21 protein-coding genes and 1 riboswitch are annotated in these 23,352 nt (G+C 73.9%); of the genes, 16 read left to right on the plus strand and 5 right to left on the minus strand.

The genetic code is table 11. The annotated features are described in order from the left end of the window. Positions 1 to 15: 15 nt before the first annotated feature. Positions 16 to 621 carry a TetR/AcrR family transcriptional regulator gene (locus LZ495_RS18140; RefSeq protein WP_235053284.1) on the minus strand — a complete coding sequence of 202 codons (606 nt, stop codon included), beginning with the start codon at positions 619 to 621 and terminating at the stop codon, positions 16 to 18. Between the two features lie 242 nt (positions 622 to 863). Here LZ495_RS18140 and def point away from each other — a divergent pair, with 242 nt between their 5' ends. The 4 genes from def to LZ495_RS18160 all read left to right on the plus strand — a co-directional run bounded on the left by def (position 864) and on the right by LZ495_RS18160 (position 4,994). Beyond that, complete coding sequence (gene def / locus LZ495_RS18145) at positions 864 to 1,409, plus strand: peptide deformylase (RefSeq protein ID WP_235053285.1); 546 nt, start codon at positions 864 to 866, stop codon at positions 1,407 to 1,409. A 5-nt stretch (positions 1,410 to 1,414) separates the two neighbouring features. Then, on the plus strand, positions 1,415 to 2,350 hold the full coding sequence (gene fmt, locus LZ495_RS18150) for a methionyl-tRNA formyltransferase (protein ID WP_235053288.1): 936 nt from the start codon (positions 1,415 to 1,417) through the stop codon (positions 2,348 to 2,350). 8 nt (positions 2,351 to 2,358) lie between these two features. Beyond that, the gene (locus LZ495_RS18155) at positions 2,359 to 3,777 is read left to right on the plus strand and encodes an RsmB/NOP family class I SAM-dependent RNA methyltransferase (RefSeq protein WP_235053344.1); all 1,419 of its coding nucleotides are present in this window, start codon (positions 2,359 to 2,361) and stop codon (positions 3,775 to 3,777) included. Between the two features lie 482 nt (positions 3,778 to 4,259). Beyond that, complete coding sequence (locus LZ495_RS18160; RefSeq protein WP_235053290.1) at positions 4,260 to 4,994, plus strand: hypothetical protein; 735 nt, start codon at positions 4,260 to 4,262, stop codon at positions 4,992 to 4,994. Here LZ495_RS18160 and LZ495_RS18165 read toward each other — a convergent pair. Next, positions 4,963 to 5,790: a hypothetical protein gene (locus LZ495_RS18165; protein ID WP_235053291.1), complete on the minus strand. Its 828-nt coding sequence runs from the start codon at positions 5,788 to 5,790 to the stop codon at positions 4,963 to 4,965. The genes LZ495_RS18160 and LZ495_RS18165 overlap by 32 nt on opposite strands. A gap of 238 nt (positions 5,791 to 6,028) precedes the next feature. Continuing rightward, entirely contained in the window at positions 6,029 to 6,715 is a 687-nt protein-coding gene (gene rpe, locus LZ495_RS18170) for a ribulose-phosphate 3-epimerase (protein ID WP_235053292.1), read from the minus strand. A 212-nt stretch (positions 6,716 to 6,927) separates the two neighbouring features. Next, a riboswitch (FMN riboswitch) is annotated at positions 6,928 to 7,072 on the plus strand. A gap of 168 nt (positions 7,073 to 7,240) precedes the next feature. On the opposite strand from rpe, the gene ribD reads away from it, so the two are divergent. The 8 genes from ribD (at position 7,241) to LZ495_RS18210 (ending at position 14,670) form a co-directional block, all read left to right on the plus strand. Further along, positions 7,241 to 8,389: a bifunctional diaminohydroxyphosphoribosylaminopyrimidine deaminase/5-amino-6-(5-phosphoribosylamino)uracil reductase RibD gene (gene ribD / locus LZ495_RS18175; protein WP_235053345.1), complete on the plus strand. Its 1,149-nt coding sequence runs from the start codon at positions 7,241 to 7,243 to the stop codon at positions 8,387 to 8,389. A gap of 1 nt (position 8,390) precedes the next feature. Further along, positions 8,391 to 9,002, plus strand: coding sequence for a riboflavin synthase (locus LZ495_RS18180; RefSeq protein WP_235053293.1), 612 nt, complete (start codon positions 8,391 to 8,393; stop codon positions 9,000 to 9,002). Next, a complete protein-coding gene (locus tag LZ495_RS18185) occupies positions 8,999 to 9,730 on the plus strand; it encodes a nicotinamide mononucleotide transporter family protein (protein WP_235053294.1) in 732 nt (243 codons plus the stop codon). The genes LZ495_RS18180 and LZ495_RS18185 overlap by 4 nt, the downstream gene beginning before the upstream one ends. A gap of 20 nt (positions 9,731 to 9,750) precedes the next feature. Next, positions 9,751 to 11,043, plus strand: a complete 1,293-nt coding sequence (locus LZ495_RS18190) for a bifunctional 3,4-dihydroxy-2-butanone-4-phosphate synthase/GTP cyclohydrolase II (RefSeq protein ID WP_308268325.1) — start codon at positions 9,751 to 9,753, stop codon at positions 11,041 to 11,043. Between the two features lie 163 nt (positions 11,044 to 11,206). Next, positions 11,207 to 11,692: a 6,7-dimethyl-8-ribityllumazine synthase gene (gene ribH / locus LZ495_RS18195; protein WP_235053295.1), complete on the plus strand. Its 486-nt coding sequence runs from the start codon at positions 11,207 to 11,209 to the stop codon at positions 11,690 to 11,692. Between the two features lie 63 nt (positions 11,693 to 11,755). Next, positions 11,756 to 12,019 carry a phosphoribosyl-ATP diphosphatase gene (locus tag LZ495_RS18200; protein ID WP_235053297.1) on the plus strand — a complete coding sequence of 88 codons (264 nt, stop codon included), beginning with the start codon at positions 11,756 to 11,758 and terminating at the stop codon, positions 12,017 to 12,019. A gap of 119 nt (positions 12,020 to 12,138) precedes the next feature. Beyond that, positions 12,139 to 12,987, plus strand: coding sequence for an ATP phosphoribosyltransferase (gene hisG, locus LZ495_RS18205; protein ID WP_235053299.1), 849 nt, complete (start codon positions 12,139 to 12,141; stop codon positions 12,985 to 12,987). 1,200 nt (positions 12,988 to 14,187) lie between these two features. Continuing rightward, positions 14,188 to 14,670, plus strand: coding sequence for a PH domain-containing protein (locus tag LZ495_RS18210; RefSeq protein WP_235053301.1), 483 nt, complete (start codon positions 14,188 to 14,190; stop codon positions 14,668 to 14,670). Between the two features lie 36 nt (positions 14,671 to 14,706). Here LZ495_RS18210 and LZ495_RS18215 read toward each other — a convergent pair whose 3' ends face one another. Further along, on the minus strand, positions 14,707 to 15,897 hold the full coding sequence (locus LZ495_RS18215; RefSeq protein WP_235053302.1) for a winged helix DNA-binding domain-containing protein: 1,191 nt from the start codon (positions 15,895 to 15,897) through the stop codon (positions 14,707 to 14,709). A gap of 203 nt (positions 15,898 to 16,100) precedes the next feature. Between LZ495_RS18215 and LZ495_RS18220 the strand changes: the two genes are divergently transcribed. After that, positions 16,101 to 17,150, plus strand: a complete 1,050-nt coding sequence (locus LZ495_RS18220) for an LLM class flavin-dependent oxidoreductase (protein WP_235053303.1) — start codon at positions 16,101 to 16,103, stop codon at positions 17,148 to 17,150. 45 nt (positions 17,151 to 17,195) lie between these two features. Here the strand turns inward: LZ495_RS18220 and LZ495_RS18225 are convergent, their stop codons facing one another. Next, positions 17,196 to 19,211, minus strand: a complete 2,016-nt coding sequence (locus LZ495_RS18225; protein WP_235053304.1) for an AAA family ATPase — start codon at positions 19,209 to 19,211, stop codon at positions 17,196 to 17,198. A 508-nt stretch (positions 19,212 to 19,719) separates the two neighbouring features. Between LZ495_RS18225 and LZ495_RS18230 the strand changes: the two genes are divergently transcribed. From LZ495_RS18230 to LZ495_RS18240, 3 genes are all read left to right on the plus strand, one after another. Further along, positions 19,720 to 21,309 (plus strand): helix-turn-helix domain-containing protein, encoded by a 1,590-nt coding sequence (locus LZ495_RS18230; RefSeq protein ID WP_235053305.1) that lies wholly within the window; start codon positions 19,720 to 19,722, stop codon positions 21,307 to 21,309. A 95-nt stretch (positions 21,310 to 21,404) separates the two neighbouring features. After that, a complete protein-coding gene (locus LZ495_RS18235) occupies positions 21,405 to 22,541 on the plus strand; it encodes a CaiB/BaiF CoA transferase family protein (protein WP_235053306.1) in 1,137 nt (378 codons plus the stop codon). A 224-nt stretch (positions 22,542 to 22,765) separates the two neighbouring features. Further along, positions 22,766 to 23,320, plus strand: a complete 555-nt coding sequence (locus LZ495_RS18240; protein WP_235053307.1) for a TetR/AcrR family transcriptional regulator — start codon at positions 22,766 to 22,768, stop codon at positions 23,318 to 23,320. Positions 23,321 to 23,352: the final 32 nt, after the last annotated feature.

Below are 23,352 nucleotides of genomic sequence, written 5' to 3' on the forward strand. Positions count from 1 at the left end.
CGAGCCGACCCCGGCTCAGCCGGCCACCGCCCCCGGGGCGACCAACCGCGCAATAAGAGCGGCCAACGCATCACGCTGCGCCTCGGCCTGCGCGGCCGCCAGCTCGGGGAGGAGCATCCGGCCCAGCTGCGGCAGGATGAACCACGAGGCGCTCAACGCCAGCACGGCGTACACCAGTTGCGCGGCCGGCACGTCGCCCGGCACCGCGCCGGACGCCTGCGCCCGGGCGAGCACCGCGACATTCGCGTCGTAGTGGCCGGTGCGTTCGTCCTCGGACGCGAACGCGAAAGCGTCCTGGTGGTGCAGGCCTTCCCACGCCAGCAGCCGCGCCACATGCGGGTTCCGGTGGTGGTAGTCGAACACCTGCGCCGCGTAGGCCCCGAGGTCGCCCGGGTCGCCGGCGTCCATCGGCAGCGCCGCGGCGAACCGCTGCAATTCGGCGTCGAGGACCGCTATGAAGAGTGCTTCCTTGCTGCCGAAGTACTGGTAGATCCGCTCTTTGTTGACGCCTGCCCGCTGCGCAATGCGCGCCACCCGCGCGCCCGCCGGCCCGAACTCGGCGAACTCGACGACGGCGGCGTCCAGAAGCAGTTGCTTCGTCCGTGCGGTGTCCCAGGCCATGCGGGGGAGTGTACCGAAATCCATCCGTTCGGTTGCAGCTATTCGAGGCCCTTGCAGGCCGGCCGGGCGCGCTTGATCCGGCGGTTCCTCGGCGGGGGCGATCGGTCCATGACCCAGCGTCGCGATGCCGCTACCTGGCGCTCGTCTCGGGGGCCGGGGCGGGGCCCCGGGCCTCGGTAGACTGGGCGGGTTGGGGGTTGTCCGCCCCGGTCCGTCGTTTCCGGTCGAACGGGAGTTCTTCTGTGGCAGTTCAGCCGATCCGCCTTTTTGGTGATCCGGTGTTGCGTACCGCGGCGGATCCGGTGACCGTCTTCGACAAAGAGCTGCGGGTCCTGGTCAAGGACCTCACGGACACGATGATGGACGCCCCGGGCGCCGGGCTGGCCGCGCCGCAGATCGGGGTCTCGCTGCGCGTGTTCACCTACTTCGTGGACGGCGAGGTCGGGCATCTGATCAACCCCGACCTGGATCTGTCCGACGAGGAGCAGGACGGGCCGGAAGGCTGCCTCTCGCTCCCCGGTCTGGCGTACGACACCAAGCGCGCGTACGGCGTGGTCGCCAAGGGCTTCAACATGCACGGCGACCCGGTGACCATCGAGGGCACCCAGTTGCTCTCCCGCTGCATCCAGCATGAGACGGACCACCTGGACGGCATCCTGTTCATCGACCGGCTCGACCGCGAGCAGCGCAAGTCCGCGCTGCGGGCGATCCGCGAGGCGGAATGGGCCGGGCAGGCCCCGCCCGCGGTCAAGGTGTCGCCGCACGGGACCTTCGGAAAGGCGCTCTGATCCCCATGCGTCTCGTCTTCGCCGGCACCCCCGAGGTCGCCGTCCCCGCGCTGGAGGCGCTCATCGCCTCGCGCCACGAAGTCGTCGGCGTCGTCACGCGCCCCGACGCCCCCGCCGGCCGCGGCCGCAAGCTGCGGCCCTCGCCGGTCGCCGAGTGCGCGCTGGACGCCGGGATCGAGGTGCTGCGCCCTGCCAAGCCGCGCGAGCCGGAATTCCTGGCCCGGCTCACCGAGATCGCCCCGGACTGCTGCCCGGTGGTGGCGTACGGCGCGCTGCTGCCCAAGGTCGCACTCGACATCCCGGCCCGCGGCTGGGTCAACCTGCACTTCTCGCTGCTGCCCGCGTGGCGCGGCGCGGCACCCGTGCAGCATGCGGTCATGGCCGGCGACGACGTGACCGGTGCGTGCACGTTCCTGATCGAGGAAGGCCTCGACTCCGGCCCGGTGTACGGCTGCGTCACCGACGACGTGCGCCCCGGCGACACCAGCGGCGACCTGCTCGAGCGCCTGTCGCGCTCCGGCGCACGGCTGCTCGCCGCGACGATGGACGGCATCGAGGACGGCTCGCTGATCGCCGTCCCGCAGGCGCCCGACGGAGTCTCGCTGGCCCCCAAGATCACCGTGGGCGACGCCGAAGTGGTGTGGACGACCCCCGCGATGCGCGTCGACCGCGTCGTCCGCGGCTGCACTCCCGCCCCCGGCGCCTGGACGACCTTCCGCGGCGAGCGCGTCAAGCTCGCCCCGGTCCGGCTGCGGGCCGGCGACAACGAACTGGCGCCCGGCGAGATCGCCGTGGAGCGCAAGGTCGTCCGCGTGGGAACCGGCAGCCACGCGGTGGAACTGACCGATGTGCAGCCGCAGGGCAAGCGCATGATGGCGGCGGTGGACTGGGCGCGCGGCGTCCGGCCCGAGCCGGGTGAGCATTTCGGAGGAGACCAGTGACCCGTCCGGTGACCCCCGGCCGGGCGCCGCAATCGTCCGGCAAGCCGGGCAAGGCCGCGCGCACGTACCGCCGTCCCAAGCCGGACGCCGCCCGCCGGGCCGCGTTCGACGTGCTGCGCATGGTCGACGACCGCGATGCGTACGCCAACCTCGTTCTGCCCGGACTGCTGCGCGACCGCCGCATGACCGGCCGCGACGCCGCGCTGGCCACCGAGCTGGTGCACGGCACGCTGCGCCGCCAGGGCACGTACGACGCGATCCTGGACCGCTGCGTGGACCGCCCCATCAACGAGGTCGACCCGCCGGTCCTGGACGTCCTGTGCCTGGGCGCCCACCAGCTGCTCGCCACGCGCATCCCGACGCACGCCGCGGTCTCCGCGACCGTCGAGCTCGCGCGCGGTGTGCTGGGCGACGGCCGGGCCAAGTTCGTCAACGCGGTGCTCCGCAAGGTGGCCGCCCGCGACCTCGACGAGTGGCTCGCCGAGGTGGCGCCGCCGTACGACGAGGACCCCGAAGGGCACCTCTCGATCGTCTACTCGCACCCGCGCTGGGTCGTCGCCGCCCTGTGGGATGCCCTCGGCGGCGGCCGCGCCGAGATCGAGGCGCTGCTGGCCGCCGACAACGAGCCCCCGGCGGTCACGCTGGTGGCCCGCCCCGGCCGGTCCACGCTCGACGAGCTGTACGAGGCGGGCGCCAAGCCGGGCCGCTGGTCGCCGCTCGCCGCGGTCCTCACCGAAGGCGACCCGGGCGCGATCGCCGCGGTCCGCGACGGCCGCGCCGGCGTGCAGGACGAGGGCAGCCAGCTCGTCGCGCAGGCCCTCGCGAACGCCGCGGTCGACGGAGACGAGACGCGCTGGCTCGACCTGTGCGCGGGCCCCGGCGGCAAGGCCGGCCTGCTGGCCGCCATCGCCACGCAGCGCGACGTCGCCCTGCTGGCCGTGGAACGCCGCCACCACCGCGCCCGCCTGGTCCGCAACGCCATCGGCTGGAACACCCGGCACCAGGTCGTCACCGCCGACGGCACCCGCCCCGCCTGGGCGCCCGGCTCCTTCGACCGGGTGATCGCCGACGTCCCGTGCAGCGGCCTCGGCGCGCTGCGCCGCCGCCCGGAGTCCCGGTGGCGCCGCCGTCCCGAGGACATCGCCGAACTAGGCCCGCTGCAGCGCGAGTTGCTGACCTCGGCCCTCGGCGCGGTACGCCCCGGCGGGGTCGTTGCGTACGTCACCTGCTCGCCGCACAAGGCCGAGACCCGGTCCGTCGTGGACGACGTCCTCGCCTCGCCCGCAGGCTCCGGCTTCAGCCTGGTCGACGCCCGCGAGTACCTGCCGGGCGTCACCGGCCTCGGCGACGGACCGGACATCCAGCTCTGGCCGCACCTGCACGGCACCGACGCGATGTACCTGGCCCTGCTGCGCCGCGGCGCCTGACCCGCAAGCGGTGTCCGCCGGGCAGCGGGCTCCTTCCCGGCGGCGGGCTCCTGCCGGAAAGAGGGCCCCTGCCCGGCATAAGGCTCCTGACCTGCGTAAATGCGGACGGGGAATGCCTGCGGCCCGGCCCCGGTTACACATCTCGGTCGGTGAGTCCGGTGTCCCCGGGCCTCACCTATCGGCGCCGGGGAATACCAGTTCGGCTGTAGCCCCGGTGTGCCACTCGCCGAGAGGCGACCCGCTCACCGGCCGCCTACGTGAAGGACCCGGGCACCCCATGGGGTGCCCGGGTCCTTCGTGCTCTCGGGCCCGCTGCCGACGCCGACCGGGGCGCCGTGCCGGGCGTCGTCGGCCGTTGCGGTGATCGGGCGGGGCCGGACGGTGGTTTCCGCGTCCGCGTCGGATGCTCCCTTTGAAACAGGGCATAACTCGCAAAATGCCCATCCGATGGGCTGCCCTGACGTCGTCCGTGGAGCCCGACCATGCGCGGTAATGCCTTCAAGGGCGAGTGCGTCCGGGTGTTCGTCGTGCCTTACCGGGTACTGCGCCGCCGCGGTCCCGCGGCGATCCCGCTCGCCTTGGTGGCCACATTCCTCGTCGCGCTGTTCCATATCGTGCAGCAGTTCGACTGGGGCAAGGACCTCACCCGCATCCTGGGCGGCGTGCGCGCCGACCTCCCCTGGTGGCTGGCGCTGCTCCGCACGCCCGTCTCGCTGTTCGTCCCGGCCCCCGACCTGCCGGTCTGGGGAGCGCTTGCGCAGGTCCTCATCGTCTTCGCGATCGCCGAGATCCTCCTCGGCCGGGCCCGCACGCTCGTCATCGCCTATCTCGCCACGCTCGCGGGCACGATGGCCGCCCGCGCGATGATCGCCCTCGGTCCGGACCGCGTCCTCGGCATCGACCCCGCACTCGGGCACGTGCTGGACACCGGACCTTCCGCGGCGGTGGTCGGCCTGGCCGTCGCGGTCGCCTGGACCGAACGGGCCGTGATCCTCATGGCCGTGGTGTGGGGCCTGATGATCGCCGAGGTCGCCTGGAAGCCCAACCTCGCGGGCCGCGAACACCTGATCGGCATGGCCGCGGTACTCGTGTACGTGGTCGTCGCGGACACCGTCCGGCGCGGCCGCGAGGTCGGCGACGCGGTCGAGTGGACGGCCGGGAACGACATCGCTCGTCCGGTCGGCGTCAGCGCGGAGAGTCGGTCCGCGCGAGGGTGATCAGCAGCGGTACGCGGATCTCCGCCCGTGCAGCCGCGTCCGCCACGGTCGCGGCGAGCCACCCGGCCGCGTCGCCCGACCACTCGGCCGACTCGCCCTCGAAGGCGATGCCGTGCCGCGGCGGCCCGGCCCAAAGCGAGTCGTGTGTAGGCGGCGGGGGAGCGGACGCCACTGTGTAGCCGTCCGCGCTCCACCGGAAGACGTCCTGGTCGAGCCCGCGCAGCAACGCCGACAGGCGTGGGGCCGCCTCGACCACCGCGGGGTCGCCGCCGCTGTCGATGCCGAGTGTGACGGGCGTGCGTCCGCACGGATTCCGCGGCCCGAACCACTGTGCCGACAGCATCGACGGCACCGCGGCGTACCGCGGGCGCGATGCGGCATCGATGCCCGGCACCGGCACGAGCACCTGCCACCGGTCGGCCCGCAGGACGCCCACCCGCGTCGCGACATCCTCCGCACACCGCAGGAACGCCTGGACCGGCAAAGGACGTTCGCCGCCCGCAGGCGCCGACTCGACCTGGAACCAGGCAATCGGCCCCGCACCCGCGGACCCGAGCGGACGCCCCCACTCCGCGTCGTTCATGCCCCACAGCCCGCCGCCTGCGTCGTCGTCCAGCCAGCCCATCGCGACCGAGCGCTGATGGAAGAGCTGGTACGCGTCGTGCTCGGAGTCCGCCGCGTGCCACGGGTGCAGGGCCAGGTCGCCGTACAGCCACGCGACCATCGGACCCGCGGCACGCCGCGCCCCGGGCGCGATGCCCGGGCGTGGGCCGGAGTCGGAGCTGGACGTCCCCATGCCGCGCAGCGTATCCGGGGGTACGCGCCGCACTGAGGCAACAGACCGCAGGCGCACGTGTGCGCAGGTGCGCGACGCGGCGACCCGGTACCCACAACCGGGCCCGGCCGGTGACCGGCCGAGGCCCCGCCCGCAATCAGAACAGGCACGCAAAAGGGGCCGACCGGCGTGCCGTTCGGCCCCATAAGCGCATCGGGTAAGCGCATCAGCGTCCGGGCCGGGCCCGGTGGTCGATACGTCAGTGCGTGCAGGCCCAAGAGGCCTTGCCCACGGCCTGGTCGGCCAAGGCGCGCAGCTTGTCGACCGCCGCGCCCGGGTCGCGGCCGTCGTACACCGCGGAGCCGGCCACGAACACGTCCGCACCGGCCTCGGCGCAGCGCTCGATGGTTTCCGCCGAGACGCCGCCGTCGACCTGCAGCCACACGTCCAGGTCGTGCTTGCCGATCAGTTCACGGGTGCGGCGGATCTTCGGCAGCATGATGTCGAGGAACTTCTGGCCGCCGAAGCCCGGCTCCACGGTCATGATCAGGATCATGTCCAGCTCGGGCAGCAGGTCCTCGTACGGCTCGATCGGAGTGGCCGGCTTGAGCGCCATCGAGGCGCGCGAGCCCGCCGCGCGGATGTTGCGGGCCAGCCGCACCGGCGCTGCCGCGGCCTCCACGTGGAAGGTCACGCTCCCCGCGCCGGCCTCGGCGTACGCCGGCGCCCAGCGGTCCGGGTCCTCGATCATCAGGTGGGCGTCGACAGGGGTGCCGGCCGCCTTGAGGATGGCCTCGACGACCGGCAGCCCCAGTGTGAGGTTGGGGACGAAGTGGTTGTCCATCACGTCGACGTGCAGCCAGTCGGCGTTGGCCACCTTGGCGGTGTCCTCGGCGAGACGCGCGAAGTCGGCGGAGAGAATGCTCGGATTGATCTGAACGCCCATGGGGACACCATCCCACCCCGGCGCGCCCGACCGGGAATCAGGTCGCCATGCGGACACCGGCCCGAAGCGGCGTCCGCCGGGCGCCACCGCCAACTGACGGTTCGTCAGGTAGCGCCGTGACTGCGCTGTGTGCGCGTGATGGAACACACAGAAGCGGCAAGGTCAAGTAGTCGGGCAGGCGTGGCACACTTCGAGGTGTACGAATGTCACGTACGCGCGCTCCGGGGTCGGTGAAAATCCGAACCGGCGGTAAAAGTCCGCGAACCGGTCGACGTTCTCCACCCGGAGACGACGGCCGGCCGAACCGGTGGAATTCCGGTGCCGACGGTGAAAGTCCGGATGGGAGGCAGCGCGCGGCGGCTGGCTTTGGCGTACCGGCACATCGTGCTGGGCGCTCGAGCCGAACCGTCCTGCCTTCCTGCGGCATGCCCGCAAGCCCCCCGGTCCACGCGTCGCAAAGATGCGGAGGAGATCCGGGTGTCCGGCGGCGAGGTGGCCCCCCAGGGGTTCGAAGCGGAATCGCTCATGCGGCGCGCCATTGCGCTTGCCGCGCGTGGCCTTGGCACCACCAGTCCCAATCCGGTCGTCGGCTGCGTCGTCGTCGATGCCGAAGGCAATCTCGCGGGCGAGGGGTTCCACGAGGTCGCCGGCGGGCCGCATGCCGAGGTCGGCGCGCTGCGCGAGGCCGGCGAGCGGGCCCGCGGCGGCACGGCGTACGTCACCCTCGAACCCTGCGCGCACACCGGCCGGACCGGCCCCTGCGCCCAGGCGCTGATCGAGGCCGGCGTCGCCCGCGTCGTGTACGCGGTCGCCGATCCCAACCCCAAGGCCGCCGGCGGCGCCGAGGTGCTGCGTGCGGCAGGCATCGCGGCCGAAGGCGGCCTGCTGGCCGACGAGGCCGCCCGCGGCAACGAGGCCTGGCTCACCGCCACCCGCCTGGGCCGCCCGTTCACCGTCTGGAAGTACGCCGCGACCCTCGACGGCCGCAGCGCCGCCGCGGACGGCACCAGCCGCTGGATCACCTCGGCCGAGTCCCGCGCCGACGTCCACGCGCTGCGCGCCACAGTCGACGCGGTGGTCGCCGGATCCGGCACGCTGCTCGCCGACGACCCGCACCTCGCGGTCCGCGACGCCGCCGGAGTACGTCCCGGCCGGCAGCCGCTCCGCGTCGTGCTCGACACCCGCGGCCGTATCCCGGCCGGCGCCCGGGTCCTCGACGACGCCGCGGCCACGCTCGTCGTCGTGGCCGACGATCTGGCCCCCGAAGCCCTCTCCGACCTGCACGGACGCATCGCCGGCCGGGCCGAGGTCGCGGCCCTGCCGCGCAACGCCGCAGGCACCGGCCTCGACCTCGACGCGCTCGGCAAGGAGCTGTACGCCCGCGACGTGCGGTCCGTGCTCCTCGAAGGCGGCCCGACCCTGGCCGGCGCCTACGCCGCGGCCGGCCTGGTCGACAAGGTCGTCGGCTACCTCGCCCCCGCCCTCCTGGGCGCCGGGCCCGCTGCCCTGGGCAGCGCAGGAATCAGCACCATCGCCGATGCGTTGCGGCTGTCGGTCCACGAGGTCGTGGCCGGCGAGCGGCTCGGCGGCGACATCAGGATCACCGCATACCCGGCGCGGCCCGGCGACGAGAGCGCCGTCGAGAGCGGCACCCACCCCGTGAAGGAGTCCTAGCGTGTTCACCGGAATCGTGGAGGAACTCGGCGAGATCGTCTCGGTCGAGCAGCTCGGGGACTCCGCCCGATTGACCGTGCACGGCCCCGTCGTCACCGCCGGCGCCCGGCACGGCGATTCCATCGCGGTGAACGGCGTCTGCCTGACCGTGGTGGACGAGAAGGTCGACCCCACCGAGGCCACCTTCACCGCCGACGTCATGGCCGAGACCCTCAAGCGCTCCAGCCTCGGCGCGCTGGAGCCCGGCTCGCGCGTCAACCTGGAGCGCCCCATGGAGCTCGGCGGGCGCCTCGGCGGCCACCTGGTCCAGGGGCACGTGGACGGCATGGGCGCGATCGTGTCGCGCACGCCCGGCGAGCACTGGGAGGTCGTCAAGATCTCGCTGCCCGCCGCGCTGGCCCGCTACGTCGTCGACAAGGGCTCGATCACTGTGGACGGCATCAGCCTCACGGTCGTCGAGGCGGCCGCCGACTGGTTCACCGTCAGCCTCATCCCGACCACGCTCGCGCTCACCACGCTGGGTGTGAAGCAGGCCGGCGACCCGGTGAACCTGGAGGTCGACGTGATCGCCAAGTACGTCGAGCGCCTGCAGGCATACGGGGACCGGTCATGACCGGATTCGCGGGTGCCTGGGACGCGACCATGGAGTGGCTGCGCGACCCGGCGTTCTCCGTCTTCGGGCAGGACGTCGTGCGCGGCGACCTGCTCGGCAACATCTTCGCGCTGGCCACCGTCGGCCTCGCGATGCGCCGCACCATCTGGGCCTGGCCGGTCCAGATCGCCGGTTCGCTGCTGCTGATGGCCGTGTACTGGTCGTACCAGCTGGGCGGCAGCTTCTCGCGGCAGATCCTCATCATCGCCATGGCGTCGTACGGCTGGGTCCGCTGGACCCAGGGCAAGCGCGCCACCGGAGATATCGCGGTGCGGTTCGCGACGCACCGCGAACGCGCCGCGCTGCTTGGCGCGATGGTGCTCGGCACCGCCGCGTTCGCGCTGGTGCTCGCCGAGTGGGGCGTGGTGTGGGACCACCGCTGGTGGATGATCGCCGCCGACGCGTACATCTTCGTCGGCACCGCGGTCGCCACCGTCGCACAGGCGCGCGGCCTGGTGGAGTTCTGGGCGGTGTGGATCGCCGTCGACCTGGTCGGCGTCCCGCTGACCTTCTACAACGGCCTGGTCTTCTCCGGCCTGGTGTACGGCATCTTCCTGGTCATGGTCCTGGCCGGGCTGCGCGACTGGTGGCGCCGCTCCACCGCCGCGCAGCGCGCTGCGGGCCGGGCGCCCGGAGGGCAGGAATCGATCGCCGCGGGTCCGCGGCATCTGGAAGGAGCACGGGCGTGAACGACTTCAATGGGGACACCGTGAGCCCGGACTCCGCCGCCGCGGGAGCCGGCGCCGACCTCGACCTCACCCTGGACTCGATCGAGGACGCCATCAAGGCGATCGCGGACGGCCAGGCCATCGTCGTGGTGGACGACGAGGACCGCGAGAACGAAGGCGACCTGATCTTCGCGGCCTCGCTCGCCACCCCCGAGCTGATGGCCTTCATGATCCGCTACAGCTCCGGCGTGGTGTGCGTGCCGATGGCCGGCGAGGACCTCGACCGCCTCAAGCTGCCGCCGATGACGCAGGTCAACGAGGACCACAAGGGCACCGCGTTCACCGTCTCGGTGGACGCCAAGGAAGGCATACACACAGGCATTTCGGCCGCCGACCGCACGCGCACCGTGCGGCTGCTGTCCGACCCGGACACGCGCGCCGACCAGCTCACCCGGCCCGGCCACATCTTCCCGCTGCGCGCGGTCGAGGGCGGCGTCCTGGTGCGCCCCGGGCACACCGAGGCGGCCGTCGACCTGGCCCGCCTGGCCGGTCTGCCGCCGGCCGGCGCGATCTGCGAGATCGTGAACGACGACGGCTCGATGTCGCGGCTGCCGCAGCTGGTGCCGTTCGCCCGCGAGCACGGCCTCAAGATCGTCTCGATCGCCGACCTGATCGCGTACCGGCGCCGCACCGAGCAGACCGTCGAGCGCGCCGCCGAGACCCGGCTGCCCACCGCGCACGGCGACTTCCGGGCCATCGGCTACCGCAGCACGCTGGACGGCGTCGAGCACATCGCACTGGTGGCCGGCGAGATCGGCGCGGGCGAGGACGTCCTGGTCCGGGTGCACTCCGAGTGCCTGACCGGCGACGTCTTCGGCTCGCTGCGCTGCGACTGCGGCCCGCAGCTGGCCGCCGCGCTGCAGACCGTGGCGGCCGAGGGCCGCGGCGTGGTGCTGTACATGCGCGGGCACGAGGGCCGCGGCATCGGCCTGCTGCACAAGCTGCAGGCGTACCAGCTGCAGGACGCCGGCCACGACACCGTGGACGCCAACCTGGAGCTGGGGCTGCCCGCCGACGCCCGCGACTACGGCACCGGCGCGCAGATCCTGTCCGACCTCGGCGTGCGGTCCATGCGGCTGCTCACCAACAACCCGGCCAAGCGCGCCGGGCTGGAGGGCTACGGTCTGGAGATCCTGGACCGCGTCCCGCTGCCGGTGCACGCCACCGAGGACAACCTGCGCTACCTGCTGACCAAGCGCGACCGGATGGGCCACGACCTGCCGTGGCTCGAACCGCTGGAGGCCGCCGACGCGACGCCGCACGGGGTCAGCTGACGCGGCACCGGGGCGGTGGTGCCGGTCCGCGCGGACCGGCACCGCACGACCTGTCCGACCTGTCCGACCTGTTCGAACTGCACTTGTACGAACCGCACGAACCGCACGACCAGCACCACCGCATCTGCCCATCTCCGTACCAGAAACGGGACATCAAGCGATCATGAGTGGCAACGGAGCTCCCGAGCTCACCGTGGAAGGCGCCCAGGGCCTGCGCGTCGGCGTCATCGCCGCCCAGTGGCACACCCCGGTCATGGACGGCCTGCTCGCCGGGGCGCTCGCCGCCCTCGACGAGTTCGGCATCACCGAGCCCACCGTGGTCCGCGTCCCCGGCGCCTTCGAGCTGCCGGTCGTCGCCAAGGCGCTCGCCGAGAACGGCCACGACGCCGTGGTCGCGCTGGGCGTGGTCATCCGCGGCGGCACCCCGCACTTCGAATACGTGTGCGCCGCGGCGACCGACGGCCTCACCCGGGTCGCCCTCGACACCGGGGTGCCGGTCGGCTTCGGCGTCCTCACGTGCGACGACGAGCAGCAGGCGCTGGACCGGGCCGGCATCGAGGGGTCCAAGGAGGACAAGGGCCGCGAGGCCGCCACCGCGGCGGTCGCGACCGCGGTCGCGTTGCGTAAAGTTGCCACGCCGCAGCGCTGACGCCGCGTCGGCGGCGCCCGGCAGCACATCCGTCTCGACCAGAGTGAGAAGTCGATCCCCTCGATGAAGACGTTCGAACAGCTCTTCGCGGAGCTGCAGGAGAAGGCCGCGGCCGGCCAGGCCGGATCGCGCACCGCCGAGCTCGTCCAGCAGGGCGTGCACAGCATCGGCAAGAAGGTGGTCGAAGAGGCCGCCGAGGTGTGGATGGCCGCCGAGTACGAAGACGGCGACCGGTGTGCCGAGGAGATCTCGCAGCTGCTCTACCACCTGCAGGTGATGATGGTCGCTCGCGGCATCACCCTCGAGGACGTATACGCTCACCTGTGACAGCCGGGCGGCGTCCGCGCCGCCCGCTGGTCCGAACATCATCCGAGTCCCCGGCTCCGGAAGCGCCTGCCCGCGCGTCCGGGGGCCGGGGCGCTCGCCCATGGAAGAAGGTTCCCCTCATGCTGCGCATCGCCGTCCCGAACAAGGGTTCGCTCTCGGAGCCTGCGTCGGCGATGCTCCATGAGGCCGGCTACCGGCAGCGCACCAACAGCAAGGAATTGGTGCTCGTCGACCCGGACAACAACGTCGAGTTCTTCTTCCTGCGCCCGCGCGACATCGCGGTGTACGTCGGGTCCGGACGCCTGGACGCCGGCATCACCGGCCGCGACCTGCTCCTCGACTCCGGCGCCGAGGCCGAGGAGATCCTCGAACTCGGCCTCGGCAAGGCCACCTTCCGCTGGGCCGCGCCGGTCGGCGCGTACGGCTCGGTTAAGGACCTGCAGGGCGCGCGCATCGCGTCGTCCTACATCGGCCTCGTGCAGCGCTACCTGGCCGAGCAGGGCGTCGAGGCGGCCTCGGTGGTCAAGCTCGACGGCGCGGTCGAGACCGCGATCCAGCTGGGCGTCGCGGACGTCATCGCGGACGTCGTGGAGACCGGCACCACGCTGCGGCAGGCCGGCTTGGAGATCTTCGGCGACCCGATCCTCGACTCCGAGGCGGTGCTGGTGCGGCGCACCGGTGCGGAGCCGTCCGCGGCGGTGGACCAGCTGGTCCGGCGCCTGCAGGGCGTCCTGGTCGCGCGCCGCTACGTGATGATGGACTACGACATCCGCGTCGAGCGCGTCGAGCAGGCGGTGGCCCTCACCCCGGGCCTGGAGTCGCCGACCGTGTCGCCGCTGCACAACGAGGGCTGGGTCGCGGTCCGCGCCATGGTCCCGCGCCGCGAGGCGCAGCGGATCATGGACGACCTGTGGGAGATCGGGGCCCGGGCGATCCTGGTGACCGGCATCCACGCCTGCCGCCTCTGACCGGACGGGGACACCCCCGCCGATCGGCTTGCCGCCGAAGGGCCCGCGCCCGCAGCTCGCGCTGCAGGCACGGGCCCTTCGCCATCCTGGCGGAAGCGAGGGCAATCGCCAGGGCGAAAGACCGCCCAAGCACTGGGAGCTCGTCGCCGGGAGCGACCCGGGACTGCCCCACCGCGCCGTGGGCGACGCTGCTTAGGGCGTTACGCGGGCGCTGGGCGGGAGAGTGGTGGGCCCGTGGTGGTCGGCGGCACGGGCGGTGTCGCCTGGTTGCTGGGCCGGCGGTGCCCGCGGCGGGCAGCGCGCGGCGCTGCGCCGCGGGGCGCTGGGAAGACTGCGCGGCGGGGCGCGAGGGGGGCTGGGAGGTCGACTGGGGCACCGCGCGCCGCGGGCGACGCTGCTTAGGGAGCCAGGGGGCGCTGGGCGGGGAGAGTGGTGGGCCCGTGGTGGTCGGCGGCACGTGTGGTGTCGCCGGGCCGGCGGTGCCTGCGGTCGGCAGCGCGCGGCGAGCGCCGCGGGGCGCTGGGGAGGCTGCTCGGCGGGGGCACTGTCGGTCGGCGGCACGTGCTGTGCGGCGCGGCCGGGCAGGAGGGGCCGGGAGATCGCCCCGGGCTTGGCGGGACTGTCGATCGACTCACGACCTGATGGTGGGCCGTGTCGGAAGGGGGATGGGGCGCTGCAAGGCGGAATCGCCCGCAGCGGCGAGGGCCGGAGTCGCGCGAAGGGCGGAGGATGCCGGGCCGGGCGAGTGGTCTGTGCCTGGTCCGCGCGGCGGAGGTCGGCTGCGTACGCCCGTTCGCGTGGCGGTCTGGGAACCGTGGTGGGGCAGCGCCTGGGCTGGCTCACCGCCCGACGCTGGGGCCGCGCTCGCGGCGGGGGACGGGGAGGTCGACGGGCGGAACCGCCGCAGCGGTCAGGCGGGTCGCACGTGCGGGGTGGGGCATGGCTGCTTGTGCCTGGTCTGCGCGGTGGGGGTCGGTCGTTCGCGCCGTGTTTGCGTGGCGGTCGGGGAGCTCTGCGGGTGTTGCGCTCGTGCGGGTGGGGTGCCGTTGCCGGGCGGGGGGCTTTGCTCGGGCTTCGGGGGTAGCGGGTCGGCGGTGGGGTGGTCCCGGCGGGAGGGGGGCTTCGGGGACGCCGTAGGCTCGGTGCGGCTGTTTGGACCGATCTTGCGAGGGTGACCCGTCCGCCATGGAGTCGAGCACTGTGACCAACGACCCTGCCGCCCGTGCCGCCGAACGCGGTGAACTGCCGCGGACCTGGTACCCGGCGCGGAGCCGCCTGGTCACCCGGGTCATGGGGGCGGTCATCATGATCGGCCTCACCGTCCTCGCGGTCGCGCTGCCGGAGGACGGCGGGTGGAACTTCGGGTCGCGGGCCGGGGTCGTGCTGACCGGCGTCTTTTGCCTCGGCTTCCTGCTCACGCTCGGCCGCCCCAAGGTCGTCGCGACCAAGGACGGCGTCACCGTGGTCAACCTGCTGCGCGTGCGGCACCTGGAGTGGGCCCAGATCGTGCGGGTCACCCTGCGCCAGGGCGACCCGTGGGTGTTCCTCGACCTGTCGGACGGCGAGACGTTGGCGGCGATGGGGATCCAGACGTCCAACGGCCGCCAGAAGGCCATCGCGGCGGCCACCGAATTGCGGGATCTGGTCGAGCGGTTCGGCGGAATCGAGCCCGCAGAGCGCTGACACCTCCGGACGGGGGACCCTCGTCCGGGTGAACCTTCAGGCCGTCAGGTCGCGTTCGAGGGGCGTGCGGAAGCGCGGGGTGACGCGCACGCCGCCGATCCACGCCCCCAGGCGCTCCGCCTCGGCCGCGACCGACGCCTCGGCCTCCGCGCCCGCGTCGGCGAGCAGCCGCCACACCACCGAGCCGTCCGCCCGCTGCGCCCAGCCGCCCACGATGCGGCCCTGCCACCACACCGACGGCCCGATGTTCCCCGAGCGGTCGAAGAGCTCGGTGCGGCACGCCTCGTCGAGGTACCAGTCGCGCTGCTGCCAGCCCATCGGGGTCGGGTCGAGCGCGGGCAGGAGCGCCGCCCGGGGTGCGGTGCCATCGGTGACCGGGTCGACGTCGTCGGGGAGCACGTAGCCGGTGCCCGCGGCGGAGCCGTCCGGGCCGAGGAGTGCGACCGGCACCGCGTTCACCGCCTTGAGCGCGGCCCTGGCCTGCGTGAGCGTCCAGCCCGTCCACCACTTCACGTCGGCCTCGGTGCCCGGGCCGAAGGCGCCCAGCCAGGCCCGTACGAGGTCGGCGCGGGCGGCGTCGGCGGGCGCGTCCGGATGCGGTTCGGCGGCCGACCACCGGTACTGGCTGGAGGTCCAGCTGCCGCGCGGGCGCCCGCGCACGATGGCGCCGTCCATCGACAGCTTCCGCAGCACCCGCATGCTCGCCGCCTGCTCGGTCTCCCACTTGGTGCCGACGCCGTACACCAGCGTCTCGCGCAGCCGCGGTTCGAGCTCGGCGAGCTCCGCGCTGCTTGCGTCCGGCAGCCCGGCCAGCTGTGCCACGACGGACGCCTCGACCTCGTCCAGCCATGCGTCCGGCACGGTGCCGTCCCCGAAGCCGAGCTTGAGCATCTCCCTGCGCTCCTTGGCGGCGATGGCCGCGGTGGTGGAGGAGTGCACGACCGGCGCGAAGTCCGCCGGGAAGACGAAGACCGTGCGGCGCATGCCGAACATCCGCAGCAGGGAGCGGTCTTCGTACAGCGCCTGCTCGACGTCCGCCGACGTGGCCGTCGACCGGGCCGCGACCGACAGGAACACCGAGGCCGGGTCGGTGGAGTGCAGGGCGACCAGGGTGCGCGCGACGTCCAGGGGCGGCACCGCGGCCGGCGGGCCGCCGAGCAGGTGGCGCCGGACCAGCCGGGTGCGGCGTTCGGCGGTGTCGACGGTCCGCACGGCGGCGTCGGTCATGTGGGGCTCCCCTTCCCGGCAGCGCACGGTGTCCGTACGCGGGTGCGTGTGCAGCCTCGCATGCCCCACCGACAAGCCCCGGGAAGACGCAGCCCGGCCGCGGTGGGTGTTGATCGTTGCGGCTCCGTACGCCAAGGTCTGATGGTCCGTCAGCTCGGCTGGCGGCCGCCGTACGACCCCGACCGCCCCGAGGGGATGAGCACATGCAGTTCTCGATGTCCCTGCCGCTGCTGATCGATCCGGCCGAGCGCGACCCCTACCGCCGGACGTTCGAGCTGGCCCGGATCGCCGAGGAGGCCGGCTTCACCACGGTGACCGTCGGCCACCACCACTTCATGCCCGGCAACCTCGCCGACCCGCTCACCCTGCTCGCCGCCGTCGCGGCCCGCACCGACACCCTGCGGGTCGGCACCGGCATCTTCCAACTGCCCGTGCACAACCCGGTCCGGGTCGCCGAGCAGGTCGCGATCATCGACCAGATCTCCGGCGGCCGCGTCTCGCTCGGCGTCGGCACCGGCTGGTGGCCGCTCGAATACCAGGTGCACGGCTCGGACTTCCGGCAGCGCGGCGCCCGCATGGAAGAGGCGCTGCGCATCCTGAAGCACGTGTGGACCACCGAGGACACCGGCTACGAGGGGCGCTTCTGGTCCTTCCCGGACCTGACCGTGCACCCGCGCCCGGTCCAGGACCCGCATCCGCCGCTGTGGGTGGCCGGCGTCGCGGACGCCGCGGTCCGCCGGGCCGCGCGGCTCGGCGACGCGTGGCTGTGCGGGCCGGTCCAGTCGCTCGCCAAGGCCGCGTCCTGCCTGGACGTGTACCGCGAGGCATGCGCCGAGACCGGCAAGCGGCCCGCGTGGATCCTGCGCCGCTACGCCTGGCTCGGCACCGACCGTGCGCAGGTGGCCCGCGACGTCCTGCCCGAATACGTCGGCGGGCTCATGGAGCACTGGCGCGAATCGGCCGAGGACGACGCCGAGAAGGCGCTCTTCGCCCGCATCGACGCGGGGGAGGACGTCTCCGCCGAGGAGATCGCCCGGGACCGGCTCCTGTGGGGCGGCCCGGAGGACGTCGTCGCGCAGATCCGCCGCTACGCCGCCGAGACCGGCTGCGACCACGTGCACAGCGCCTTCGGCGGGGGACTGCCGGGCAGCGCGGCGCAGGCGTCGCTCGGGTCGTTCGACGAGATCGCCGCGATGGTCCGGCTGTTCGGGCGCGAGGTGATCCCGGCCTTCGCGGAGGACACCGGAGCCTGACGGGACGCGTACCGCGAGCCTGGCGGGCCCGAGAGGCCGGGAGGGTCAGGAGCGCCCGCCCGCGGTCTCGCCGTACGCCTGCAGCAGGTCGGGCAGCCGCAGCGTGGTCAGCTCCTCGCGGTCCGGCTCGCCCGGCATGCCGACCAGCCGCAGGTCGCGGTACGCGCACGCCTTCTCGTACACGGTCCGCACGAACCGGGCGTTGCCGAGCTCGTCGATCCAGCCCTGCTCGCACACGTGGTCCGTGATGCTGCGCAGCTCGGCCACGCAGTCCTCGTCCCACATGTCGCCGCCCGCCACCGCCAAATGGTCAGCGATCCGGGCCAGATCGGCCGCGTCGTAGCTGGGGAACTCGACCCGGGTGGTGAACCGCGACGTGAGCCCCGGGTTGGAGGCGAGCAGCCGGTCCATGCCCTCGGGATAGCCGGCCAGCACGATCACCAGCCGGTCGCGGTCGTCCTCGGCGCGCTTGAGGAGCACCTGCACGGCCTCGTCGCCGTACGCGTCGCCCTTGGCGTAGCCGTTCCCGGCCAGCGCGTACGCCTCGTCGACGAACAGCACGCCGCCCAGCGCGGAGTCGATCAGCTCGCCGGTCTTCACCGCGGTCTGGCCGAGGTACTCGCCGACCAGATCGGGGCGTTGCGCCTCGACCAGCCGGTCCGACTCCAGCAGCCCGAGGGCGTGGAACACCCGGGCGATGAGCCGGGCCACGGTGGTCTTGCCGGTCCCGGACGGGCCGGAGAACACGAAGTGCCGCTTCGGCGCGGCCGCGGGCAGGCCGCGGGCCTTGCGGAGCCGGCTCATGCGCATCTGCGCGGACAGCGCGCGGATCTGCTGCTTGACCGGCTCCAGGCCGACCATGCGCTCCAACTCGCCCAGCGCCGCGGCGAGATCCTCCGCGGCTGCGGCCGCCGGGGCCGGGGTGCGCGGGGACTTGGCTGCCGAGCCCGGGCCGGATCCGACAGCCAGGTCGGAATCGGCGTCGGCTTCGGCGTCCGGTCCGCTCGCGGCGGGCAGGGGCACGGCCGGGGTGCCCGCGGTGTCCGGGACCTCGCCGTCGTCGGAGCCGCCGGATCCGCCCGTACCCGGGCCACCGGATCCGCCCGCACCCGGGCCGCCGGTGTCGTGCGGGGCCGCGACCTGGCCGCCGGTGCCGGCCGCCGGGGTGCTGCCGGTCGGGGCGGGGGAGTGCGGTGCACCGGGGAGCGTCGCGGGCGTGTCGGCGACCGCGGGGCCGCCGAGCCGGGCGGTCGCGTCGTACAGGAACAGCGTCGGGCCGGTGTCGGCCTCGGCCGCCTCCGCGGCCAGCGCGGTCAGCCGGACCGCGGTGTCCATGAACGCCGGGTCGGCGTGGTGCACCGCGCGGTACAGCGGCAGCGCGGCGGGCGCCCGGCCGGTCTCCTCGTACGCCCGGGCCAGCCAGTAGCGGAGCTCCTTGCGCTGCGGATGCTCCGAGCGGCAGCGCGCGAGCGCGGTGGCGAGCACGTGCTCGGCCTTGTCGTACAGCCCCAGGCGCACCCGGGCCATGCCGGCGAACAGGCCGGCCTCGACACCGAGCAGCGGGTCGTCCTCCAGGCCGCCGGTGTGGCGGAGCAGTTGGTGCCAGTCCTTGCCGAGGTACGCGCGGCAGGCGAGCAGGAAGCGGGTGGCCGGATCGGACTCCGGCGGCGGGCAGTGCCCCAGCGCGGTGTCCAGTTCGGGCAGGTGCCGCCCGTCCAGCCAGTGCGAGGCGTGCGCGAGCGCCAGGTCGCGCGGGGTCTCCAGCACGAGCTGGACCCACCAGCCCAGCCAGTACCAGGAGTTCAGCGGGCGCCCGAACTTCGCGCGCTGCTCGCCGAACCGCTCGCGGTGGGTGTGCATGGCGACCACGGCACCCGCGACGTCCACCTTGAGCGCGTGCAGCCCGAGCCAGGCGTCGGCCATGCCCGGGTCGAACTCGACCGCGGTGCGGAACTCCAGCTCGGCGTGCCCGTATTCACCCGAGACGTACGCGTCCATGCCGCGCAGCCAAGCCTGTTCGGCCGTGCTGCCGGTGTGCGCCGCGCGTTCGGTGCTCGCCATGTGTCGGCTCCCTCCCCCGGCCCGGACCGGCCCGGGGGCTGCTGCCCCGGAGCCGGCACTGGACCGCCCCTGACCGGACTTGTCGCGTCCGTGTCGTCCCTGGATCTCCCCGTGTTCGGTGCGCCCCATGTGCTCCCCATGGGGTTTTGCCCCGGAGCGCGTGCGAACAGTCCCCCGGTCGCGGTGGGGGGCCGGGCGGCCGGCCTGGGACGTGGCCGGTGCCGCACGGACCGCTTGCGAGGGCAATTCGGCGCCAGGCGCCCCGTTTTGCGGTACATGGCGCGGCAAGGCGACGCCCCGGATGGTCACCCATGGTGCCCGGATCGCCACGCAACCGCCCTCGCATGGTACCCACGAGAGTGACCCTCGACCTGCCTGTTGCCGGGGCGCACTCGACCGGTTGCCTGCCATCGAGTGAGCGTGCGCGCCGGGCGCACCCCGGTGGCGCGCTGCCTGCGCGCCCCCGGGAGAGCTGACGCGGGTGTGTTCGCGCCGATACGGTCGGTACATGGGCATCGGCGACGCTGGAACCGGTTCGGCCGGGGATGGGCCTCCGGCCGGGAAGAGCAGCAAGTCGGGCAAGGCGAGCAAGTCCGGCGCGTCGGGGAAGGCGGGCACGGTGGCCAAGGTCGCCAAGACGGGTGCAGCAGGCGGTTCCGGAGTGGTCAGCTCGGCCCAGGCGGCGGGCAGCGGGACCCGGGAGACGGCCCGGACGCTGCCGGTGAAGCGGCGGGTGCGCGGCGGCGTACTGGCCGCGAGCGAGGGCCGCCCGGACGGGTCGGTCACCGTCCCGGCCGACGTGCCGGCACCGTCCGCCGAGACCCGGACCGCGACCGCGGCCGGGACCCGAGCCGAAACCCCCGCAGAGCCCCGGGCCGGGACTGCCGCGGACGGCACCGAAGGCCTGCCCGGGGTGCCCCGTCCGGGCAAGGCGGGGCAGTCCCGTACGCCGGCCGGGTCCGGGGTACCCGCTGCGCCGGATGCCTCCGGCGCGCCGAGCGAGCCGGAAGCCCCGAGGGCTTTGCTCGCCCCGGGCATGAAGGACGCCGCTCCGGGCCGCGCAGCCACCCCCTCGCGCAAAGGCCCGGGACGCCCGGACCGGCCCGGCGGCACCGCGGAGACCGCTGCCGCACACGTCCTCGGCGCCGAGGAATCGCCGGCTGCCGACGGGCTGTTCGGCGGCCGCTTCGGCCGTTGGATGCTGCCCGCGGCCGCGCACGCGCTGACGCTCGCCGGGCAACTCGCGCAGGCCGCCGCAGATGCGGGCGCCGACGCCGGGGAACTGAAGTACCGCGCCGACCTGTTGCGCGACGTCCTGGCCGGCCGCCTGGCCGACCCCGGGCAGCTGCCGCCGTCCGGTCTCGGACGGCTGATGAACCGCTGCGTGGCCGTCGTGGTCGCCGAACCCGACCCGCAGCCCGACGACACCGCCGCGACGCTGCGCCGCCACCAGGACGCGCTGGCCGCGGCCTGGACCGCCGCAGTCCGCCAGGCCGACCCGGACGCCGTGGTGGCCGGATACCCGGGCGAGGTCGTCGCGTTGCTGACCGTGCCGGCCGATGCCGCGCACCGCGGCGCGGTAGCGCTCGTGGCGCACGACGTCGCGGCCCGGGTCCGCTCGGCCTGCGCCCGCATCCCGCGCGGCTTCACCACCGGCATCAGCCGCCCGGTGCGCGGCATCGCCGCCCTGCCCGGCGCGTACGAGCAGGCCCGGCGCGCAGTCGACGCCGGACGCCGCCTGCAAGGGCCGGGCGCGGTCACCGACTTCGACCGGCTCGGGGTCTTCCGGCTGCTCTCGCTGATCCCCGCGCACGGTGAACTGGAGCGCTTCGCCGCCGAGGTCCTCGGCACGCTCGCCGAGCCCGAGGACGCCGAGGCGAGCGACCTGCGGCACACCCTGCAGGTGCTGCTCGAGACCAACCTCAACGTGGCCGAGACGTCCCGGCGGCTCTACGTGCACTACAACACGCTGCGCTACCGGATCGGCAAACTCGAGCGCCTGGTCGGGCCGTTCACCCAGGACTCCCGGCTGCGCCTCGACCTGCTGATCGCCCTGGAGATCGTGCACCTCGCGGACACCGCACCGCCGCCCTCCTGACCGCACGCCGGCCGTGTGCTTGACTGTGTCAGGCATGATCACGTCGGCCGGGGCCCGGAGCCGGGCCGCTCCGGCCCCGTTCGGAGGGACACCGCATGGGTGCGCTGTCGGGGATCAGGGTCGTCGAGCTCGCGGGCATCGGCCCCGGGCCCTTCGTGGGCATGATGCTCGCGGACGCCGGAGCGGAGATCATCCGGGTGGACCGGCTGGGCGGCGGCGGCATGCCGCACCTGGCGGTCGGCCGCGGCCGCCTCGGCGGCATCGAGGTCGACCTCAAGAACCCCGAGGGCACCGAGACGGTGCTGCGCCTCATCGACGCCGCCGACGTCCTCATCGAAGGCTTCCGGCCGGGGGTCACCGAACGCCTCGGCCTGGGCCCGGACACCTGCCTGGCCCGCAACCCCAAGCTCGTGTACGCCCGCATGACCGGCTGGGGCCAGGACGGCCCCCTCGCGCCGCGCGCCGGGCACGACATCAACTACATCTCGATCTCCGGCGTGCTGCACTCCTTCGCGCGCGCGGGCGAACGCCCCGTCCCGCCGCTGAACTTGGTCGGCGACTACGGCGGCGGCGCGATGTTCTGCGCGTTCGGCATCCTCGCGGGCATCGTCGAGGCCCAGCGCACCGGCCAGGGCCAGGTCGTGGACGCGGCCATGACGGACGGCTCCGCCGCACTGTCCGCGTTCATCCACGGCATGCGCGGCATCGGCGGCTGGAACGACCAGGTGGGCACCAACCTCCTGGACACCGGAGCGCCGTTCTACGACGTGTACACCGCGTCCGACGGCGGCCACGTGGCGGTCGGCTGCATCGAGCCGCAGTTCTACGCGCAGTTCCTGACCGGCCTCGGCATCGCGGACGAGGACCTGCCCGGGCAGATGGACAAGGCCGGATGGCCGGTGCTGCGCGCCCGGTTCGCCGAGGTGATCGCGAGCCGCACCCGCGACGAGTGGACCGCGGTCTTCCAGGACACCGACGCCTGCGTCACCCCGGTCCTCGACTGGAACGAGGCCGCCGCGCACCCGCACAACGTGGCCCGCGGCACCTACGCCACGCCGGACGGCACCGTGCAGCCCGAGGCGGCCCCGCGCCTCTCGCGCACCCCGTCCAAGGCGGCCGGCGCACCCGGCACGCTGACCCCGGCACTGCTGGCGGGCTGGGGCCTGGATCCGGCCGAGGTCGCCAAGTTGGCGGCCGAGGGAGTCCTGGGCGGCCTGGCGGACGCGGGCTGAGCTTCGCGCGGAACGCGCCGCGGAAGCGCCCTCGGACGACCGGGCGCGAACAACTGAAGACGCGAACAGCCGACGGGCCGGCCTGGCCCGGTGCCTCCCCGAGGCGCCGGGACCAGGCCGGCGGCGTCAGCTCGGCTTGACGACGAACGGCAGAAGCGAACAGCAGAAGCGCACGGCAGAAAACCCACTCGTCTTCTGTACCGTCCGGACGGTACAGTCCGACCATGAAGCGCGACCTCCTCCTCGACGCCGCCGAGCAGCTGCTCGCCGAGCACGGCACCACGGCCCTGACCCTGGCTGCCGTCGCGGCCCGCGCCGGGGTCAGCAAGGGCGGTCTGCTCTACCACTTCGGCACCAAGGAAGCCCTGGTCAAGGCCCTGGTGCAGCGCCTCGTCGAGGAGTTCGACCAGGCCGTCTCGGACCGCGCCGAGCAGGGCGACGGCTCGCCGGGCACCTACACCCGGGCGTACGTCGAGACCACCTTCGACATCGTCACCGACCGCGACCCGGCCCGGGCCCGCCGCCGCTGGGCCGTGGTGGCCGCCGCGGCCACCGCCTCCGACCTCGCCGAGCCGCTGCGCGACGCGACCCGGCGCTGGCACCGCCACGAGGACGGCGTCGACGTGGTCGCCGCGCGGATCGTGCGCCTCGCGGTCGACGGCCTCTGGGAGGCCATGGAGTACGACCCGGAGCTGTTCGACGCCGCGGAGTGCGACGAACTGCGCCGCCGCCTCCTGCACCTCCTCGACGCGGAGCCGCGCGGAGCCGGCGCGGGCTGACCGGCCCGGCGCCCTCCCGCGACGCGCGGCCC

The organism is Yinghuangia soli (genome assembly GCF_021502675.1).
Lineage (GTDB): Bacteria > Actinomycetota > Actinomycetes > Streptomycetales > Streptomycetaceae > Yinghuangia > Yinghuangia soli.

Coding starts and splice junctions, on each gene's coding strand:
- LZ495_RS18140 (WP_235053284.1), bottom strand. CDS start 621: ATGGCCTGGGACACCGCACGGACGAAGCAACTGCTTCTGGACGCCGCC.
- fmt (WP_235053288.1), top strand. CDS start 1,415: ATGCGTCTCGTCTTCGCCGGCACCCCCGAGGTCGCCGTCCCCGCGCTG.
- LZ495_RS18160 (WP_235053290.1), top strand. CDS start 4,260: ATGCGCGGTAATGCCTTCAAGGGCGAGTGCGTCCGGGTGTTCGTCGTG.
- LZ495_RS18165 (WP_235053291.1), bottom strand. CDS start 5,790: ATGGGGACGTCCAGCTCCGACTCCGGCCCACGCCCGGGCATCGCGCCC.
- rpe (WP_235053292.1), bottom strand. CDS start 6,715: ATGGGCGTTCAGATCAATCCGAGCATTCTCTCCGCCGACTTCGCGCGT.
- ribD (WP_235053345.1), top strand. CDS start 7,241: ATGCGGCGCGCCATTGCGCTTGCCGCGCGTGGCCTTGGCACCACCAGT.
- LZ495_RS18185 (WP_235053294.1), top strand. CDS start 8,999: ATGACCGGATTCGCGGGTGCCTGGGACGCGACCATGGAGTGGCTGCGC.
- ribH (WP_235053295.1), top strand. CDS start 11,207: ATGAGTGGCAACGGAGCTCCCGAGCTCACCGTGGAAGGCGCCCAGGGC.
- LZ495_RS18200 (WP_235053297.1), top strand. CDS start 11,756: ATGAAGACGTTCGAACAGCTCTTCGCGGAGCTGCAGGAGAAGGCCGCG.
- hisG (WP_235053299.1), top strand. CDS start 12,139: ATGCTGCGCATCGCCGTCCCGAACAAGGGTTCGCTCTCGGAGCCTGCG.
- LZ495_RS18215 (WP_235053302.1), bottom strand. CDS start 15,897: ATGACCGACGCCGCCGTGCGGACCGTCGACACCGCCGAACGCCGCACC.
- LZ495_RS18220 (WP_235053303.1), top strand. CDS start 16,101: ATGCAGTTCTCGATGTCCCTGCCGCTGCTGATCGATCCGGCCGAGCGC.
- LZ495_RS18225 (WP_235053304.1), bottom strand. CDS start 19,211: ATGGCGAGCACCGAACGCGCGGCGCACACCGGCAGCACGGCCGAACAG.
- LZ495_RS18230 (WP_235053305.1), top strand. CDS start 19,720: ATGGGCATCGGCGACGCTGGAACCGGTTCGGCCGGGGATGGGCCTCCG.
- LZ495_RS18235 (WP_235053306.1), top strand. CDS start 21,405: ATGGGTGCGCTGTCGGGGATCAGGGTCGTCGAGCTCGCGGGCATCGGC.
- LZ495_RS18240 (WP_235053307.1), top strand. CDS start 22,766: ATGAAGCGCGACCTCCTCCTCGACGCCGCCGAGCAGCTGCTCGCCGAG.